The sequence below is a fragment of the Allobosea minatitlanensis genome (assembly GCF_964020775.1).
Genome location: NZ_OZ224509.1, coordinates 3,141,127 through 3,157,462 on the forward strand (window position 1 = coordinate 3,141,127; position 16,336 = coordinate 3,157,462).

The 16,336-nt window shown below is 65.4% G+C and carries 28 protein-coding genes; 22 read left to right on the forward strand and 6 right to left on the reverse strand.

The window, feature by feature from the left end; all coding sequences use genetic code 11:
- Positions 1–2: 2 nt before the first annotated feature.
- The 3 genes from ACWH43_RS15550 to ACWH43_RS15560 form a co-directional block, all read right to left on the reverse strand.
- A complete protein-coding gene (locus ACWH43_RS15550; protein ID WP_260347986.1) occupies positions 3–356 on the reverse strand; it encodes a hypothetical protein in 354 nt (117 codons plus the stop codon).
- A gap of 373 nt (positions 357–729) precedes the next feature.
- Complete coding sequence (locus ACWH43_RS15555; RefSeq protein ID WP_260347987.1) at positions 730–1,008, reverse strand: hypothetical protein; 279 nt, start codon at positions 1,006–1,008, stop codon at positions 730–732.
- 1 nt (position 1,009) lies between these two features.
- Complete coding sequence (locus ACWH43_RS15560) at positions 1,010–1,255, reverse strand: helix-turn-helix domain-containing protein (protein ID WP_260347988.1); 246 nt, start codon at positions 1,253–1,255, stop codon at positions 1,010–1,012.
- On the opposite strand from ACWH43_RS15560, the gene ACWH43_RS15565 reads away from it, so the two are divergent.
- The 3 genes from ACWH43_RS15565 to ACWH43_RS15575 are packed head-to-tail and all read left to right on the forward strand — an operon-like array spanning position 1,254 to position 2,775.
- Positions 1,254–1,988, forward strand: coding sequence for an XRE family transcriptional regulator (locus tag ACWH43_RS15565; protein WP_260347989.1), 735 nt, complete (start codon positions 1,254–1,256; stop codon positions 1,986–1,988). The genes ACWH43_RS15560 and ACWH43_RS15565 overlap by 2 nt on opposite strands.
- A gap of 2 nt (positions 1,989–1,990) precedes the next feature.
- The gene (locus tag ACWH43_RS15570; protein ID WP_260347990.1) at positions 1,991–2,353 is read left to right on the forward strand and encodes a hypothetical protein; all 363 of its coding nucleotides are present in this window, start codon (positions 1,991–1,993) and stop codon (positions 2,351–2,353) included.
- Positions 2,341–2,775 carry a hypothetical protein gene (locus tag ACWH43_RS15575; protein ID WP_260347991.1) on the forward strand — a complete coding sequence of 145 codons (435 nt, stop codon included), beginning with the start codon at positions 2,341–2,343 and terminating at the stop codon, positions 2,773–2,775. The genes ACWH43_RS15570 and ACWH43_RS15575 overlap by 13 nt, the downstream gene beginning before the upstream one ends.
- Here the strand turns inward: ACWH43_RS15575 and ACWH43_RS15580 are convergent.
- Entirely contained in the window at positions 2,772–3,173 is a 402-nt protein-coding gene (locus tag ACWH43_RS15580) for a hypothetical protein (protein WP_260347992.1), read from the reverse strand. The two genes, ACWH43_RS15575 and ACWH43_RS15580, sit on opposite strands and share 4 nt — an antisense overlap.
- Positions 3,174–3,652: 479 nt before the next feature.
- Here ACWH43_RS15580 and ACWH43_RS15585 point away from each other — a divergent pair, with 479 nt between their 5' ends.
- The 17 genes from ACWH43_RS15585 to petA all read left to right on the forward strand — a co-directional run bounded on the left by ACWH43_RS15585 (position 3,653) and on the right by petA (position 12,539).
- Positions 3,653–4,051: a hypothetical protein gene (locus tag ACWH43_RS15585; protein WP_260347993.1), complete on the forward strand. Its 399-nt coding sequence runs from the start codon at positions 3,653–3,655 to the stop codon at positions 4,049–4,051.
- A gap of 83 nt (positions 4,052–4,134) precedes the next feature.
- Positions 4,135–4,380 carry a hypothetical protein gene (locus ACWH43_RS15590; RefSeq protein WP_260347994.1) on the forward strand — a complete coding sequence of 82 codons (246 nt, stop codon included), beginning with the start codon at positions 4,135–4,137 and terminating at the stop codon, positions 4,378–4,380.
- A complete protein-coding gene (locus ACWH43_RS15595; RefSeq protein ID WP_260347995.1) occupies positions 4,377–4,676 on the forward strand; it encodes a hypothetical protein in 300 nt (99 codons plus the stop codon). The genes ACWH43_RS15590 and ACWH43_RS15595 overlap by 4 nt, the downstream gene beginning before the upstream one ends.
- Complete coding sequence (locus ACWH43_RS15600; RefSeq protein ID WP_448153540.1) at positions 4,676–5,170, forward strand: hypothetical protein; 495 nt, start codon at positions 4,676–4,678, stop codon at positions 5,168–5,170. The genes ACWH43_RS15595 and ACWH43_RS15600 overlap by 1 nt, the downstream gene beginning before the upstream one ends.
- A complete protein-coding gene (locus tag ACWH43_RS15605) occupies positions 5,167–5,550 on the forward strand; it encodes a hypothetical protein (RefSeq protein ID WP_260347997.1) in 384 nt (127 codons plus the stop codon). The genes ACWH43_RS15600 and ACWH43_RS15605 overlap by 4 nt, the downstream gene beginning before the upstream one ends.
- A complete protein-coding gene (locus ACWH43_RS15610) occupies positions 5,540–5,686 on the forward strand; it encodes a hypothetical protein (RefSeq protein ID WP_260347998.1) in 147 nt (48 codons plus the stop codon). Before ACWH43_RS15605 ends, ACWH43_RS15610 begins: the two co-directional genes overlap by 11 nt.
- Positions 5,687–5,909: 223 nt before the next feature.
- Positions 5,910–7,532: a hypothetical protein gene (locus ACWH43_RS15615; protein WP_260347999.1), complete on the forward strand. Its 1,623-nt coding sequence runs from the start codon at positions 5,910–5,912 to the stop codon at positions 7,530–7,532.
- Positions 7,533–7,535: 3 nt separating this feature from the next.
- Positions 7,536–7,976 (forward strand): hypothetical protein, encoded by a 441-nt coding sequence (locus ACWH43_RS15620; RefSeq protein ID WP_260348000.1) that lies wholly within the window; start codon positions 7,536–7,538, stop codon positions 7,974–7,976.
- Positions 7,976–8,404: a hypothetical protein gene (locus ACWH43_RS15625; protein ID WP_260348001.1), complete on the forward strand. Its 429-nt coding sequence runs from the start codon at positions 7,976–7,978 to the stop codon at positions 8,402–8,404. The genes ACWH43_RS15620 and ACWH43_RS15625 overlap by 1 nt, the downstream gene beginning before the upstream one ends.
- On the forward strand, positions 8,401–8,649 hold the full coding sequence (locus ACWH43_RS15630) for a hypothetical protein (RefSeq protein ID WP_260348002.1): 249 nt from the start codon (positions 8,401–8,403) through the stop codon (positions 8,647–8,649). The genes ACWH43_RS15625 and ACWH43_RS15630 overlap by 4 nt, the downstream gene beginning before the upstream one ends.
- 8 nt (positions 8,650–8,657) lie before the next feature.
- On the forward strand, positions 8,658–9,047 hold the full coding sequence (locus tag ACWH43_RS15635; RefSeq protein ID WP_260348003.1) for a hypothetical protein: 390 nt from the start codon (positions 8,658–8,660) through the stop codon (positions 9,045–9,047).
- Positions 9,044–9,676 (forward strand): DUF1643 domain-containing protein, encoded by a 633-nt coding sequence (locus ACWH43_RS15640; protein ID WP_260348004.1) that lies wholly within the window; start codon positions 9,044–9,046, stop codon positions 9,674–9,676. The genes ACWH43_RS15635 and ACWH43_RS15640 overlap by 4 nt, the downstream gene beginning before the upstream one ends.
- Positions 9,673–9,903, forward strand: coding sequence for a hypothetical protein (locus ACWH43_RS15645; RefSeq protein ID WP_260348005.1), 231 nt, complete (start codon positions 9,673–9,675; stop codon positions 9,901–9,903). The genes ACWH43_RS15640 and ACWH43_RS15645 overlap by 4 nt, the downstream gene beginning before the upstream one ends.
- Positions 9,900–10,202 carry a hypothetical protein gene (locus ACWH43_RS15650; protein WP_260348006.1) on the forward strand — a complete coding sequence of 101 codons (303 nt, stop codon included), beginning with the start codon at positions 9,900–9,902 and terminating at the stop codon, positions 10,200–10,202. The genes ACWH43_RS15645 and ACWH43_RS15650 overlap by 4 nt, the downstream gene beginning before the upstream one ends.
- Positions 10,195–10,350: a hypothetical protein gene (locus tag ACWH43_RS15655; protein WP_260348007.1), complete on the forward strand. Its 156-nt coding sequence runs from the start codon at positions 10,195–10,197 to the stop codon at positions 10,348–10,350. The genes ACWH43_RS15650 and ACWH43_RS15655 overlap by 8 nt, the downstream gene beginning before the upstream one ends.
- Before the next feature lie 177 nt (positions 10,351–10,527).
- Positions 10,528–11,640 carry a tyrosine-type recombinase/integrase gene (locus tag ACWH43_RS15660; protein ID WP_260348008.1) on the forward strand — a complete coding sequence of 371 codons (1,113 nt, stop codon included), beginning with the start codon at positions 10,528–10,530 and terminating at the stop codon, positions 11,638–11,640.
- A 251-nt stretch (positions 11,641–11,891) separates the two neighbouring features.
- Positions 11,892–12,539: a ubiquinol-cytochrome c reductase iron-sulfur subunit gene (gene petA / locus ACWH43_RS15665; RefSeq protein ID WP_158444587.1), complete on the forward strand. Its 648-nt coding sequence runs from the start codon at positions 11,892–11,894 to the stop codon at positions 12,537–12,539.
- A 136-nt stretch (positions 12,540–12,675) separates the two neighbouring features.
- Here petA and ACWH43_RS15670 read toward each other — a convergent pair whose 3' ends face one another.
- On the reverse strand, positions 12,676–13,731 hold the full coding sequence (locus ACWH43_RS15670) for a hypothetical protein (RefSeq protein ID WP_158444588.1): 1,056 nt from the start codon (positions 13,729–13,731) through the stop codon (positions 12,676–12,678).
- 135 nt (positions 13,732–13,866) lie between these two features.
- Between ACWH43_RS15670 and ACWH43_RS15675 the strand changes: the two genes are divergently transcribed.
- The gene (locus ACWH43_RS15675; RefSeq protein WP_158444589.1) at positions 13,867–14,796 is read left to right on the forward strand and encodes a lytic transglycosylase domain-containing protein; all 930 of its coding nucleotides are present in this window, start codon (positions 13,867–13,869) and stop codon (positions 14,794–14,796) included.
- A gap of 289 nt (positions 14,797–15,085) precedes the next feature.
- A complete protein-coding gene (locus ACWH43_RS15680) occupies positions 15,086–15,664 on the forward strand; it encodes a L,D-transpeptidase (protein ID WP_158444590.1) in 579 nt (192 codons plus the stop codon).
- A 208-nt stretch (positions 15,665–15,872) separates the two neighbouring features.
- Here the strand turns inward: ACWH43_RS15680 and ACWH43_RS15685 are convergent, their stop codons facing one another.
- Complete coding sequence (locus ACWH43_RS15685; protein WP_158444591.1) at positions 15,873–16,325, reverse strand: GNAT family N-acetyltransferase; 453 nt, start codon at positions 16,323–16,325, stop codon at positions 15,873–15,875.
- Positions 16,326–16,336: the final 11 nt, after the last annotated feature.

Genomic DNA, 16,336 nt, shown 5'->3' on the forward strand with positions numbered 1-16,336 from the left:
TCCTACTCGTGACCCGCGCCCACCAGAGCTTCAGCCGATGCCACAGCAGGATGTGCAGAGCCGGCGATGGCCCTGGTGATTTCAAGTTCATGGGAAAGCCGCCGCATCTGGCGCTCGCACTCGGCCTGATAGGCCTGCCCGAGCTTGAAATAGAGGGAGGCGAAGATGTCCTTGGGCCGGCGATACCGCAGGCTCCAAAGCGTCTTTGCGGGGAGGTCATGGCGGCGCTCTAGGCGCTCCATGGCGTTAGGCAGATCACCGGGACCGCGCGTCTCGCGCAGAACCATTTCGTTCGCCCAGTCCGCAGCCTGATCGACCGGCGGTTTTTGCACCGGCTGCAAAAACTTTTCGCGCACCTGAAAACGCTCCTCTGCGACAACGGGGTCACAGAGAGAGGACGGAACTGCTGAGCGCTTCGGAGTGCACGCGGGATCAGCCTTCCGGGGATGGCGAGTTGCAGCTCGCGCCCCACCGGAATTCAGAGGAGACGATGGCGATGAAGAAGAAAGCGCGAGGGCCACCATGACGGTCAGGGCCTCGACTCAATGAAGACGCCGCTCCAATCTCGGATCGCGGGAACGATCAGGGGGATGGAGATGGCGGGAGACAAAGCCGAATTGGCGCTGCATCTATGGGAAGCGCTCGCGGCGCGGCTAATCGACAAGGACGTGATGACCATCGAAGAGGTCGAAACGGTCATCAGCCGCGCTGAGATGGCAGAAGACGGGCTCAAAGCTCGTACCTCAGCAATGCTTCGGCGGCTGCGACGTCACGCGGGCGTAGATGAAGACGACGGTCTACCGTATTAGCGATAATTGCATCGCTGGCCGGCAGCCCTGCCCCCGGCACATCGGCGTCGGCCATTCGCGCCGCGCCGAGGCCCTCAAGTACGTCAGGCGCGTGACGCTGGCAGATCGTCATCGACTCCTGGATGAAAAACACGATGCCGGGGCGTTCTTTGCCGCGACGCGCGACCATCTGCTGGCCGATGGTGAGTTCGCTCGCCATGTCAGTAGGCCTCGGCAAGGGGGGCAGGAAGGCGCCCTTTCGCCTTCGCATGAATGCGGGCGACCGCCTCGTAATCGATGTCGCTGCGATCAATGGCCCGGGCGTGCTCGACGAGTTGCACCCAATATTCGCTAGGGATCGCACCGCGGCGCTTCATTTCGGAAGCGGTCGAAGGGTTCACCCCTAGGGCTCGAGCGAGCGCGGCGGGGCCACCGAGCGCATCAAAGATGTCCGAGACGGTATCCATGGACGTCATTTACACGAATCGTGTTCATGTCGTCAACATGATTTCTGTTCACACGATGTGTGAGCGTCTGCCTATGGCTACAGATAACGAAACCATGGGCGACCGCCTGAAACTGGCAAGAGTGAACGCGGGCTATGATTCAGCCCGAAAGGCCGCGATTGCATTCGGATGGCCGACCTCGACCTATGGCGCGCACGAGAACGGGCAGAATAACTTCAGCCCTGAAGAGGCCGAGAAGTACGCCTCCGCCTTCGATGTGGATGACGCATGGCTGCTGACAGGGCGCGGGAGGCAGGCCGAGGAGCAAACCGTCAAGGTCATCGGACGCATTGGTGCCGGCGGTTCGATCGATACCTCGACCGAGCAAATTGGCGTCGATGATCCACTCTATGAAATCCGCGTGTCCGGTCTGCTGATCGATGACCCGATCGCCTACGAGGTGATGGGCGAGAGCATGGTCCCGAGGTATGACGACGGCGATATCGTGATCGTCTCAGCGCGAGGCGTGGAGATCGACAATATCGTCTCCCGAGAAGCGGCTGTCAGGACCCGCGACGATGCACGCTATCTGAAGATCGTCGAGGAGGGGTCGAAGCCAGGCCTATACGATCTGATTAGCCACAACGCGCGGCCGATCAGAGATGCTGAGGTTGTATGGGCCTCCAGAGTCGCGCACGTTATCCGCGCCGATCTGGTGCGCAAGAGGGTGAAGCCGCTTCGGCATGGGAGATGATAATGCTTCGGGGCGCGGCGTTTCTCGGCACTTTGGTTCTTGCGGGATGCTCGACGGTGCCGGAAGGCGCTCCTAGTCTCGTGAAGACGGTCGGCGTCGACTACGCGAAGTTCGGCGCGTGCGCTTTCGACGCGATGGATCGCATCTGGCCTAACCAGATTCGTCTGGTTGATCTCCGCGGCACGGAAACCATCCGCATTTTCATGGAGGTGACGACGAATGGGCCGATGGGCGTCCTCACCGTCCGCCAGATCGAAGTGACGGTGAAGAAGACCGGCGAAAACCGCTCGACTGTCGCTATCGGGACGCGAGCACTCACCAGCGAGGAGCAGGCGTGGTCGAGGATCGAAGCATGCGCTGCCTGACGCTCGCTCTTGTCGCCCTGCCGTTGCTCGCGGTCCCGGCTTTGGCTCAATCGATCAACCAGAAGATTTGCATCTTCGAGTCAGCGCGACGCCTGCCGTCGCTTCCGGATGCCCGTATCGCAGCCAGCTCAGCCAAGAGGATCGACAAGGTCCAGACCGTCGCGAAGCTCGCGGCTTCGGGCGATCTGAAATCGGTAGCCGCCAAGCTTGGCGCGGCCGACAAACTTACGGCAGCATCGTCTGGCATGCCGACCTCCTACAGCCTGCCTGATCCTGCGGTTGCGCTCGCTTCAGCAATCTCGGAATCGATGGCTGTAGATCTCGATGTCATGGCCGCGGCGCAGAAGGCGACTTTCTCTTTCACTTGCCTGATCGGAACGAATGGCGCGGTTCACGCCACGTTCGATGGAATCCTTCGCTAGGCTGACGCCCAATGCCGTCGGCGCAAGAAGTCCTCGACGGCCAGTCTCTTCGGGTCGTTCGGAGCCAAGCGCATGACACTCGATCGTGCCTTCGCGATCATGATTCGCTCTTCACGTTCGGCATCGAGCACCTCGTTCTCCGAAGCGAACGACTGCCAGTTTACATGACTGAAATAGCGGGCTAGCGGTTCTCGCGCTCGCGATGATCGAGCCCGGCGTCCGCGCTCTTTCTTGCCAAGAGCGATTGACGCCTGCCAGACCTCGTCGATCGTCTTTCCCTCGACGCCAAACATCGCGCTGGCGACCGATACCATTTCCTGATCTGTCGTGATGAGACGGGTTTTGACCCCAAACGCCCCCATGCGTGAGATCAAACTCGCGCGATGCCTGTCGCTCACCTCAACCTCCCTTCTACCGTTCAGAATAGGGATGAGATCCTGTTGAAGAGCCCGTGCTGGACGGATGGAGAGGGGGAGGATTTGGCATAGGACGAGACACCCCTGCCCGCTCCAAGAGCTGAGGCAAGGTTGTCCCGACCCATGAGACCTGGACGGCGTGGAGCCGGGGTTCTCAATGGCGATGCGCTCGAAGCGAGCGGCGCACCTCGATCCCTACTTTCGAGCGCTCTCGTGCACTCGCTCCCCGCCCTCGGATCTTTCGGACCAGGCTCGGCCTTGGGGAGCCCCCACGGTAGGCCATCAACGAATCGCCCCGCTGTGTGTCGTACCGACGACGATTCGTGTTCACCCAGCGCTCGCGGCGAGGGGCGACGGCATAGAGGTAGGGCAAACATTTTTGAGAGTCAACACAACTCGTGTTGACATGAATTATGTTTATCTCTATAAGCCATCATCACACCTCCCGAACGGAGAGCGAGATGCCGGTCACGGAAAACAACAAGGCGCATGTCGCCGACCGCTACCCAGGGCAGCAGGAGTTGCGCAGCGATCCTTTGCTCCGTTCTGCGGTCGAGCAGTCTCCGGAGGCGCGTCGCCTCGGCATGCTGGTCGCGTTGATCGAAAAGCGAGAGGGCGTGGCTGGCGAGGTCTATGAAGACCTTTACCGGCGCGCCGAAGCCTACGCCGCCCACATCTCCACGTTCGCGGCTGGCCCGGTGGCCTACACGTCGTGGCTTGGTTTTGTCTGGTTCGTCATCCGCGAAGAGGCCGCTGCGCCTTCAGCATCTGTTCCAAGGCGCGCTCAACAGCCCGGAGCCGATCCTCAAGCGCCTTCCGCTCCCGAGCCTCGCGCTGAACCGCATCAGCAAGGCGCCTGACTTCGGCGCTCAGTTCTTCGTTCTCGGACATGTCAGACCCCTTTTCCCCGGCGCTGACGCTAGCACGAATCCAGAGGTTTCCAATGCCGGTCACAGAGACCACCCGACCAGCCAGCCCCGACGAGATCGCAGCCGAGATGGATCGGCGCGGCGCTGTCATCGAGAAGCTTGAGGCGCAGCGGGACGCTCTGCTGGCAGCAGCCAAAATGCAGATGGCCGCTCACAAGGCTCTCAACAGCCGCGTCGGTTATACCCGGTGGCAGAATCTGGAAGACGAGGCAAGCGTCGCCTTGGCCGCCGCCATCGATCTGGCGGAGGGCCGCCAGTGACCCGCCATACCTACGACACCGAGATGGAACTGGCCGGCACGACCGTCCCCGTCGAGGTCACGTTCGACTTCGACCCCGGCTACAAGGGCGGCCGTATCGATCCGCCCTGCCCGCCTTGCGCAGAGATCGTTTCGGCCTACGCGACTGCCGGTCGTGGCCGCCACGAATGCCCAGCTTGGATGCTGGTCGTGATGAGCGCCAGCGAGGACTTCCACAACGAGCTCGTCGGGTTCGCGATCCAGGATCGCAAGCCTGATCCCGACGAGGCGCGTGATGCGGCGATGGAGATGCGGTGATGATCGACCTCTCGCACTTCGTCTGCCTCGAAGAAGACCGTCCTCACCTCCAACAGCCGTGGACGCGCGGTAGATTCACCTACGCCACTGATGGCCGGATCATGGTCCGCGTGCCTGCTCGCATCGATGTGCAGGAGAACGCTGACGCTCCTGAGGCCGAGCAAATCCTGAGCAAACTGACTTTCGGCGGGAACTGTGACCGGGCAATCCCTGATCTACCGCCGTTGCGGTTCGCACAGGAGGACGTTGCGGATCCGTGGGATACCGGTTCTCCGGTGTTGGTGATGCTGATCACCACGGCCTCGTTCCAGGGGTCGGTCTTCAATCTCAGGTATCTCCATCTCCTTCGCTGGCTGGGCGCCAAGGCTGGCCGGCCGGTCGATGTGATGAGCCCGATGCCCTTCATCTTTGGCGAGGGGGTTGGCGCACTGATGCCGACCAAGGCCATGCCGGAGGTGCGCGAGCACATCGACCTAGACGGGGTCCGCTCATGACCCTCTCGCCCTACCAACAAGCCTACGACGTGGTCATTCGCATGATGGCCGAGTGTCTTGTCCTGCATCCGGCGGTCGAGCCTGACCGTATCGGTGAGTGCGTGGACCGCTGGCGCATGCAGCGGATCGCCGAGATCTGCATCAGCGAATTCGGAGACGATGCTCGGGCTGAGGCTCGCCGTCTCCTCTCAGTTGCCGAGGGAGCGCCGCGTGTTCGACCGGGCGCGCAGACCGGAGTTCGGAGCCGCAATTGTGCGGCGCGCTCCCTCGGCTCCGCCCTTGCCGGAGATGCGGCGCTGATCGCCCCCATCCCCCCAGCCGAGGCCAGGTTGGCCCGCGTCTCCGGCGAGACGATCTCAGAGGGTCGCCATGCGGCCTGATCCTCTCTTCGAGGTTTTCGACGCCGGATGGGTTCTGCTCGCCGTCGCCGGCGCGGCAGCCCTCTCCTACGCCTTCGCATGGCTGGTCGACCGGATCGACCCGCTCGATGTCGATCTCGACGACGACACGTTCTGATGATCGCTCTGGCGATCCTGGTCATCGCCCTTGTGGCGAGCATTCCGCTGGCGAGCCCCGGTCTTTTGAACCCGACCGGTCGCCAGCCCTCACGGGGGCCACCGCAATGGCCCGGATCCCCCTCTCACCGGCTCGCCCCAGTCAAGGGGACTGGTCAGCGAACCGCCTTGAACAGAGCGGGGAGCGTTGCGGCGCTCCCCTAGCCCGAACCGAAAGAACCGCCATGAGCGATGTTACCGAAGCCGTGAACGACTGGTCCTTGTGGCAGTCCTTGGTTGAAAAGAAGGGTTCGCCGAAACCGGACAGCGACATCGCAGCCGGGTTCTGGCGCCTGCCGAACGGCATCGCCGGCACCGCCCTGCCCGTCGCGACCTGGAACGACGATGGCTACTGGCTCGCCTCGATCAATGGCGGCGACCCCATCGACAAGGATTGCGGCTCCGAATGGTCGGAGTTCATGGCTCGCACCTGGCCGAAACTGGTCGCGGTCGAGCACGAGGCCTATATCGCCGCGCTCGACAAGGGCGTCTGGCCCGACGGCACGCCGCTCAAGAAGGACCAGCGCGGCGTCATGGGCGACAACGCGCCGCCCGAGGGGAGCGTCGAAGCGCTCCTGGCCGAGGCCGCTGGCCATCTGGAATCCGCGCGCAATCTGGTGAAATCCGGTGCAGCGAAAACCGAGGAAGATGCCGATATCGCGTCGAACCTCGCGAAGACGCTGACCGAGACCAAGAGCAAGATCATCGCGGCTCACAAGGTCGAGAAACAGCCTTGGCTCGATGGAGGCCGCGAGGTCGACAACAAGTTCTTCCCGACGCGCGATGGGCTGGAGGCCGCCGCGAAGACGATCAAATCGCGCGTCATCAATCCGTACCAGATCGAGCAGGATCGTATCCGGCAGGAAGAAGCAGATCGCCAGCGCCGCGAGGCAGAGCAGGCCGCTGCTGCGGGCCGTGAGGCGGAGCCACCACCATCCGAGCCGGTCAAGGTATCGAGCGGGTCGCGCGGTCGGACGCCCGAGCTCGCTGATGCGCTGCGCCTCGAAGATCAGGCCGAAGGCGTTATCGAAGCTGCCGTACGCGCCGTCACACCGGCCCGCCTGCCGCCTTCCCCGCCTGCCGCCCGCCAAATCGCGCATGTCGAAGCCCCTCAGGACGAGGCGGAGCACGATCCCGAGACCGGCGAGATCGATCAGAATGAGTCGGCTTCCGAGCAGAAGGCGGAAGAGGCCAAGCCTGTCCGCCAGCCGCCGAAGCCTGCCGAGACCAAGGTCACGAGCGGTCGCCAGCAGACGAAGGCCAAGGACGAGCCCGCGCAGGCCCAGCAGGAGGACGCATACGACGGCCAGGCGCTCCTCGCCGAACTGCAGGCCATGTTCGACCAGATCGACAGCGTCGAGGCGCTGGATGCCTACACCGGCGGAAAGGGACGCGGCCTCGCGATCTACAACAGCCTGAAGCGCTCGGATCAGGAAGACGCGAACCATCGCTACCAGCAGGCAAAGGCGCGCATCCAGGCTGCCGATGCCGCTGAAGAGGCTGGCGAGCAGCAGGATCAGCCGGAGGAAACGGCTCGCGATCAGCAGCAAGACGAGAATGACTTCCCTGGCGACCAGCCGTCGAAGCTTCCGCCTGCCGAAAAGAAGCCTGAGAAGATGGATGCCGCCGAGATCGAGGCGCACATCCGCGGGTACATCGAGACCATGACCGACGCCGAGGCGCTGAAGCGCCGCTGGTACATGGACGACGAGCATCGCGAGGTCCTCGACGACAAGACCCGGCAGGCTCTCCGCTCGCTGTGGAAGGCGCGCATGGAGGAACTGCGCGCCGCCGAAGGTCAGGGCTGAGCCATGGCCAAGCGCCCCAGCAGCAAGCCGGTGACGATCCTCCGCGTGGTGCGAGGCGGGTACGAGCCCGTCGCCGCCATCGACGCGGAGTTTCATGCTGGCCTGCCGATGGGCGCCGAGGTCACCGCTACGATCGACCGAGCCAAGAGCAACGACATGCTCCGCCTGTACTGGGGCTTCCTTGGCTGGGTCGTAGAGAACCGCGACGAGTTCGGAAACTCGCGCGCCCTTTCAAACGCCCTGCTCTGCGAGCTCGGCTACGTCGATAGTTTCCGGCTCATGGATGGTTCCATGCAGATCTTCCCGCAGTCCATTGCCGAGATGGACGACGACGATTTCCCGCCGTTCTGCACCAAGGCATTCGACCGCATCTACGGCGAGTTCGGGCTCGACGTCGAGGACTACAAGGCTGAGCAGCGCGCCAAGGCGGAGGGCCGTTGGTGATGCGCGCCTCTGACCACCGCAAGCACATCCCCGTCGGCGTGAAGCTGCATGCGACCCTGCTGCTGCTCGGTTTTTCGGATGAGGAGATCGCCGGCGGCCTTGAATGGGACCACCAGCCGGCTCTGGCGCTCCGCATCGTCGATCCAGAGACTGGCGAACTGACGCCGCACCCGAACGATCCTCGGTATCTCCGCCCGCTGCGTAAGGCCGAGCATGCCTTGAAGACGCGCGGCGCCGGCGCGACCACCGCCGGCAGCGATGTTGGCAGCGCCGCGAAGGTCAAGCGGATCGAGAAAGACCCCGCCGGCGGCGAGGCGTTCAGGCGCCGTATCCTCGCGATCAAGCGAGGCGACGAACCCCCACCATCGAAGCGGAAGCGCCAGTGGCCAACCCGCCCCTTCCCTAATCGCAAGAGGAGCAAGCCATGAGCGACATCGACGGACGAGATGCCTTCGACAACGTCATGGAGCGCCTGCTCGACGAGCGCGAGCAGCGGATCAGGCAGAACCAGGATCGTGATGAAGCGCGCAGAGAGCTTTCGCTTGCCCAGCAGCGCATCCGCGAGCTGGAGCGCGATCTCGGCAAGGCCAGCGCCGACATCACCCGATGGAAGGCCCTCGTCCCGCCTGATGTCTTGGCGAAAGCCGAGAAAGACGACGAAATCCCGTTCTGAGGCGCGCTATGACCGACCAGCCCAAGACCGCGCTTGACCAGTTCCTCGCCGCTGCGAAGCGGATCGAGGCGATCCATAGCGACGTCAAATCTGCCCGTGGCATTCCTGACCGCGTCGGCTACGACATCGACAAGGTCGCCATCCGCGTCGAGACCGGTAGCTACTGGAACCAGAACATCCCGCCTTTGGCCGCCGAAGCAGCTAAGCGGATCAAGGATCAGGTCGCGGCTGAGTTCCGCGCCGATGCCGAGCACGAGCGCGACGCCAAGCTTCACGCGCTCGCGGTCGAGATGGAAACGATCCGCGCCGCCCTGCCCTCGCTCGCCGCGCAGGCCTCCATCGAGCTCGGCCATCAGGCCCGCATGCTCGCCTATGAAGCGAACGGAGGCGCGCTGTGATCGTCCAGAACCGCCCTGGCTCGCCGCCGTTCGTGAAGTCGCTCGTTCGTGCCAACGATGAGTGCCGCTTCGCCCTGACCTATCTCTGGGATGTCACGGTGCCGGTCCTGCCGTGGATCATGCTGAATCCGTCCCATGCCGGAACTCGTTCTGAGACGGACCCGACCGCGCGCCGCATCATCGCGTTCTCCTACCGCTGGGGATTCGGTGGCGCCCTGCTGCTCAACCCGATCCCGTGCATCGAACCTGATCCGAAGCGGGTCATCGACTGGCTCGACTTCGAAGCCGGCCAGCGCTGGGATCGGCGGGACGCGCTCTGGGAGAACTGGAGCGTGATGGCCGAAGAGCTCGCGGTCCATGACTTCGCCATGGCGGCGTGGGGCAACAGCCTGTCGCGCCGGATGCCCATCGACGGCTACGAGTTCGACGTCATCCTCGAAAACGCGTTCAACACCATCAACGACCCTGATGGGGCTCGTATCCGCACGCTCGATCTCTACTGCCTCGGCCTGAACGGCGACGGCACGCCAAAACATCCTATGGCTCGCGGGAGGCATCGCGTTCCCGATGATGCCCGGCCGGTGCGGTTCGAAAACCCCGGCTCCATCGGCATCGGAGAAGCGGCATGAGCGAAATCCCTTACCAGGAGATGGCGCGGACCATCGACGGCATCCTCAACGGCGAGCAACGGCCGAAGCAATTCGGCTTCGCTCTCTTCGTCTTCGAGTTCGGTAAGGTCGAGGGCGGCCGGGTCAACTACGTCAGCAATGCCGATCGGCCTGACATGCTCGTCGCGGTGCGGGAATGGCTGGCGCGTGCTGAGGGTCGTGTCGCTGAGACCGGGGCACGGCAATGACGAACCACACTCCCGGCCCTTGGCGGATGACGCTCGACGATTTCGGCGACTATACCATCCAGCCTCAGCACGAGGAGCTTGCCATCGCCGCCGTCGTCAATGGCGAGATGCGGCGCATGGGCGGGGTGTCCGGCGAGCACGAGGCGAATGCTCACGTCATCGTCGCGGCTCCCGATCTCCTGAAAGCCGCCAAGCGCGCTCTCGTCACGCTCAAGGCCCAAGGCGAGAGCGTCCGGCCCGGCAATGTGCTCGGGGCGCTTGATGCCGCGATCCAGAAGGCGGAGGGCCGCCATGGCTGACTTCCCGTACATTTATCGCTGGGACCGCTGCGGCAGGAAGGGCCAGCGCTGCCGCGTCTTCGCGCGCGGCACCATGAACAGCGTCGGCCTCGAGTTCGAAGACGGCTTCCGCATGGTCTCCTCCGGCAACGCGCTGAGGAGGGCATAGAGCCATGGCGCGCGAGATGGAGAAGCCATTGACGCTCGACGGCGCGGCCGATGCACTCGGCTGCTCTCGCCGCTGGCTGCAAGGCTGGCTGTCGAGCCATCAAGATTATGGCTACAAAATCGGTCGCGAATGGCGTTTCCTGACGCAGGATGTCGATGCGATCAAAGAAGCTTTGAAATGCCGCTCAAACTCGTCCGAGACCGCAAGAACCCGGATGACGGTCTCTGGTACGTCCGGGGGACTGTCCGCGGACGCCGCATTGAAGAAAGCACTGGCACTCGCAAGCGCGACAAGGCCGAAGAGTTCCGCGCGCGCCGGGAAGCCGAGCTCCTCGACGAAGCGATCCACGGTCGTGCCGCTGTCGCCACGTTCGCCCACGCCTGCGCGAGCTACCTTGAGTTTGGTGGCGAGGGACGATTCATGACGCCGATCCTTCGCCATTTCGGACAGGCGAAGCTGTCGAAGATCGACCAGGTCGCAATCGACACCTGTGCGAAGGCCCTTTACCCGAAGGGGAAGAGCAGCACGCTCATCCGTCAGGTCTACACGCCGGTGTCGGCCGTTATGCAGCACGCCGCCGCGCGCGGGATGTGCACGCCGATCACCATTGAACGCCCGAGCCCGCCGAAGGGCAAGACGCGCTGGCTCACGGTTGAAGAGGCCGGTCGCCTCGTGGCCGCGTGCTCGGATCATCTCCGGCCTGTCGTCCTGCTGATGCTCTATACCGGCGCGCGCGTCTCGGAAGCGCTCTATCTCGACTGGGCTCAGGTCAACCTGGCAGCCGGAAGTGTCGTCTATCTCGACACGAAGAACGGAGAGGACCGCGGTGTTCCTCTGCACCCCGCCTTGATCGCAGCCCTCTCGCGATCCAATCGGCGCGAGGGGCCGGTTTTCCTAAGCCACAAGGGAGTCCCCTACGAGGAGAAGGCCGGAGAGGGCGGCCAAATCAAGACGGCGTTCCAAGGCGCCACGCGCCGCGCTGGCCTCGGCAAATGGGTCGACACGAAGAAGAAAGACAAGGACGGGAAGCCGGTACTGCAGTGGACCACCGATGTGACGCCGCACACCTGCCGCCACACATGGGCGACATGGCACTACGCCGCTCACCGCGACATCCGGCAACTCATGGAACTGGGGGGCTGGAAGCAGATCAGCATGGTCCAGCGCTACACCCATGTGAACGTATCGAACCACGCGCCTTCGATCGCTGCCCTACCCTCGCTGGGGGATTGCTGGGGGAGCGATGACGCCAATACGGAAATTCCACCATTCCAGCAGGAGGTTGGATAGATGAGCATACTCCCTTCACACGGGAGGGGTCACAGGTTCGATCCCTGTATCGCCCACCATTTCTTCCGGATCTCCCCCGCCCGCATCCCCAGGCGCTCCACGCGAAGCACGGGTGCGACCGCCGCGCGGGCCGTGGCGGGACGCTGCCCGCCGCCCTTGTTTTCGGCCCCTGCCGCACCACCTTGAGGAAGGCGGCGCAACGCCGGTTTTCAGCCATCAGGCGATGCCGCCGGATGCGATGAGGTGCGCCGATGCACGCGCGGACCGAAACCCGATTCCCTCGACATCCACCCACCCGACGGGACTTCCTCTTCCTGACCACGGCCGCCTTCGGCGCCGTCGGCGCGGGCGCCGTGGCCTGGCCCGTCATCACCTCGATGAAGCCCTCGGTCGACGTCAGGGCGGCGGGCGAGCCGGTCTCCATCGACCTTTCGCATCTCCAGCCCGGCCAGCAGATTTCCCTCTTCTGGCAGGGCAAGCCGATCTTCGTCCTGCACCGCACCGCGCCGGCTCTCGCCGAGCTGAAGAACCCGGCCCTGCTGGCGAGGCTGGGCGACCCCGATTCCACGGTCGTCCAGCAGCCGGACTATGCCCGGAACTGGTGCCGGTCGAGCAGGCCGGAATTCCTGGTCGTCATCGCCATCTGCACCCATCTCGGCTGCATCCCCACGATCCGGCCCGACAGCGGCGACACCAGCGTCGACGCCGCCTGGCCCGGCGGCTATTTCTGCCCGTGCCACGGCTCGAAATACGACCTGGCGGGGCGCGTCTTCCGCGGCGTTCCCGCTCCCTACAATCTTCCCGTCCCGCCCCATCACTACACCGGCGACACGATGCTGGTGGTCGGCGAGAACCCCGCCGGCGAGGATTTCTCGCTGTCCTCGATCGAGCAGCTCTGAGCCGCTTCGCCGTCGCGGAACCACGCGGTCATGCCGCGAGCAGGCCCACAGGGCAGCCTGACCCATCGCATTGCCGGCGCATCGGATCTTTCCGAGAAGCGGATTCCGCTTTCCCCTCCGATGCTCTGGCAGCCGCCTATCGCGAGACGCGCGCGGCGGCGTCCGGCAGCGGCGGGCCGCCTTTGGCGATCCTTGCCAGTTCCGCCTCGACCCGCTGCGCGATCGGTAGGCGGAAGTGGAGATTATCCCAGTAATTGGCATCCTGCGTCGTCACCGGCGAGGCGTGGGCGTAGTCCACCACCATGGCGCCGTGGCGCCGGGCCAGCGCGACGATCGCGGCCTTGCAGGCGTCGTGGCGCTGGCCGGCGACGCTGCCCTCGCGCGGGAAGGCGGCGACATGGGAAGGCGGCAGGACCAGCATCAGGCGGGTGGATTTCGGATAGGATGCGAGAACCTCCTCCAGCCAGTCCAGGGCCGGGAAGCGCCAGCCCGCCCTTTCGGCCGCCGGCACCGGCTCCGGCGGCAGGGGCGCCAGCTCCGCCGGGGTGCCGCCGGCCGCCCCGTAGATGTGGCCGCGGGCGCGGGCGAGATCGTAGCTTCCCTCGGGCGGGGTGAAGACCGCGTAGCCGTCGCCGCGGATCCGCTCCGGGCCGAGGCCGAGGCGATGCGCGAAGAGCCGGCCGGCGATCTCGAGATTGGTCAGGTTCATCAGCTTCAGCCAGTCGAACCAGCGCACCTCGCGCGTGAACCAGGCCGGAACGGGCCGCGGCGTCAGGCGCTTGGCCGGATCGGTCGCGTCGGCCTCGCACCAGGTCGCGTCGAGCCCCCAGATCAGCCAGCGCGGCGCGGCGGCGTGCTCGCGGAAGAGCCGCGCCGCCTGCGTCTGCTCCCAGGGGGTCGCGGCGTTCATCGCCAGGTTGACGAAGCGGGCGCCGAGATCGCGCGACAGGGCCTGCGGGTCGATCAGGCGCATCGTCGAGGTGCCGACGACCGCCGCGTCGAAGGCCCCGGAACGCACGAGCTGCGGGTACATGTAGCGCTGGTTGATGTCCATGATCGGCCGGGCGGCCTGCCCGGCATGGACGCGCATGCCGAAGGGATCGAGCGCGGCGACGAAGCCCAGCAGCAGGCCGGCGCAGGCGAGCGCCGCCAGCAGGAACCATCGCGACCAGGCAATCCAGGCTTTCGCCATCTCGGCATTTCGCTCCGCAGGATGCGGCGCTGCATCCGCCGCTGCTGGGGCGCGTCTTCGCACGAACGAGGCCACCAGAACAATCGGCAAGCGCGGGCGCTGGCTGCGGCGTCCCGAACATGCGAGAAGCCGGCGATGCTCCGGGACCTTTTCCGTTCCCCGCCCCGCCGGCGCCGCCTCGTTCCGCTGCTGCTGTCGGCGGCGGTGGCGCTCGCCGCCATGCCCGCCGGCGCCGAGGAGGCCGCGACGCCCTCCTCCGGCATCGAGGACGCGCTCTGCCGGCTGATCGACGACGCGGCGCGCACGCATTCCGTGCCCGCCGCCTTCCTGACGCGGCTGATCTTCCAGGAATCGAGCTTCCGCCCCGGCGTCACCAGCCCGGCCGGGGCGCAGGGCGTCGCGCAGTTCATGCCCGGCACGGCGCGCGAGCGCGGGCTCATCGACCCCTTCGACCCCGAGCAGGCCGTCCCCAAGGCCGCGCATTTCCTGGCCGAGCTGCGCGACCGCTTCGGCAATTGGGGGCTGGCAGCCGCGGCCTATAATGGCGGGCCGAACCGCGTCGCCGCCTGGCTCGCCGCCCGCAAGGCGAAGCAGAGCCGCTTCCTGCCCTATGAGACGGAGAACTACGTCCTCTCGGTCACCGGCCACACCGCCGAGGACTGGGCCGAGGATGCCGAGAACACCGCCCATGGCGACGGGCGCTCGCCGCCGCCGCTCGCCATGGCGCAGGAGGCGCAGGCCGGCTGCGCACCGACGCTGGCCGCGATCCGGCGCGGGCGCCCCGCCCTGCCCGCGATCGCGCAGGCGCCCTTCGCGCCCTGGGGCGTGCAGCTCGCCGGCAATTTCTCGAAGGCGCGGGCGCTGGCCTCCTTCCAGCGCGCCGGGGCGCGGCACCGCAGCATCATCGGAGACCTCCAGCCGATGGTGATCGGCACGCGGCTGCGCAGCCGCGGGACGCGCGCCTTCTACCGGGTGCGCCTGCCGGCCGCGACGCGGGCCGAGGCCGCCGCGCTGTGCCGGCGCATCCAGGCGGACCGGGGCGCCTGCGTCGTCCTGAGAAGCTGAGGCTCAGCCTTTCGGCGAGAGGATCGGACTGAGCATCATACTCAGCTCGATACTTCATCGAATTGATTTTGCATCGTCTTTTACCGAAAGCCGCGCTCCGCTTTTCGGGCCGGTGCGTTAAGGGCCATGTTGCAAGCGCGCAACGCGGCAAAGCAAAGCTCCTCCGCTCTCATCGATGTGATGGCGGCGCAATTGCACGGCCCAAATGAGTCTGACAGGACATTGAGGAGACGTTGACCTTTCCGTGTCAACTTCGTGCCAGCGCCACCGATCGCCCGAGGTCCTTCCGATGCTTCGCTCCACCCGTCTGGCCGTTCTCGCCGGCCTTGGCCTGCTTGCCCTGGGCACCGCCGCCCGCGCCGAAATCGACCCGCTGACGCGCCAGCCGCTGGTCACCTATGTCGACCCCGCCAAGGCCCAGGCGACCGCCGTGCCGCGCGAGATCGTCGACTATCCGACCCGGCAGCGCCCGGGCACCATCGTCGTCAACACCACCGAGCGGCGCCTCTATTTCGTGCTGCCGGACGGCAAGGCCGTGCGCTACGGCGTCGGCGTCGGCCGCCCCGGCTTCGACTGGGCCGGCGCCCATGCGATCACCCGCAAGGCCGAATGGCCCGGCTGGACGCCGCCGGCCTCGATGCTGAAGCGCCGCCCCGACCTGCCGCGCCACATGGCCGGCGGGCCGGACAACCCGCTCGGCGCCCGCGCGCTCTATCTCGGCTCGACGCTCTACCGCATCCACGGCTCGAACGAGCCGGAAACGATCGGCCAGGCCGTCTCCTCGGGCTGCATCCGCATGCTGAACGAGGACGTCATCGACCTCTACGAGCGGGCCAAGGTCGGCACGCGGGTCGTCGTGGCGCGCTGAGCCGCGGCGCTCCCTCCCAGCTTAAGAAAGCCGGCGGCGACGCCGGCTTTTGTCTTGAGATCCAACCCGGAACGGCTCCTCGACCGGATCCGCCATCCGTCTCCTGTCAGAAGATGAGAATCCAGAATGCCGGAATGACGGTGGTGGTGGTTCCGTACGGAACCGGAATGGCGGTTGCCGGGCCGCGTACGATATTCAGTCCGATGCTCTAAAGGGATCGCCTCAATATTCGTTCGCCGTGCGGCGTCGTTTGCCCAACCTCGACGAAGCCTTGCGAAAGATAGAAACCGAGAGGGCTTGCAGGGCCCGGGACGACGCTCGTCTCCACATGCTCGAAACCGCTGGACCTCATCATCTCCAGAGCGAGCGTCAGAGCCTTGCGGCCGTGCCCCGCCGCCTGATGCGCCCGATCGATCATGAACCGCCAGAGGATGACCGTGCCGGGCGCCTCTGCATTTCGCCATTGAATAAATCCGATAGGCTGGTCGCCAAGGCAGATAGCGCGGAAAACGGCGGAGGGCTCGAAATGCGCCTGAGCGATGGAAAGCGCGTTCCCGGCGACATAGCCTTTCTGCTCGCTCCGAACTTCCAGCGCGCACACTTCGCGCACCGTATCTTTCGTGATCTCGCGCAGTTGAAGGCTCAACGGTGTTTTCGACATCGGACTGCTAC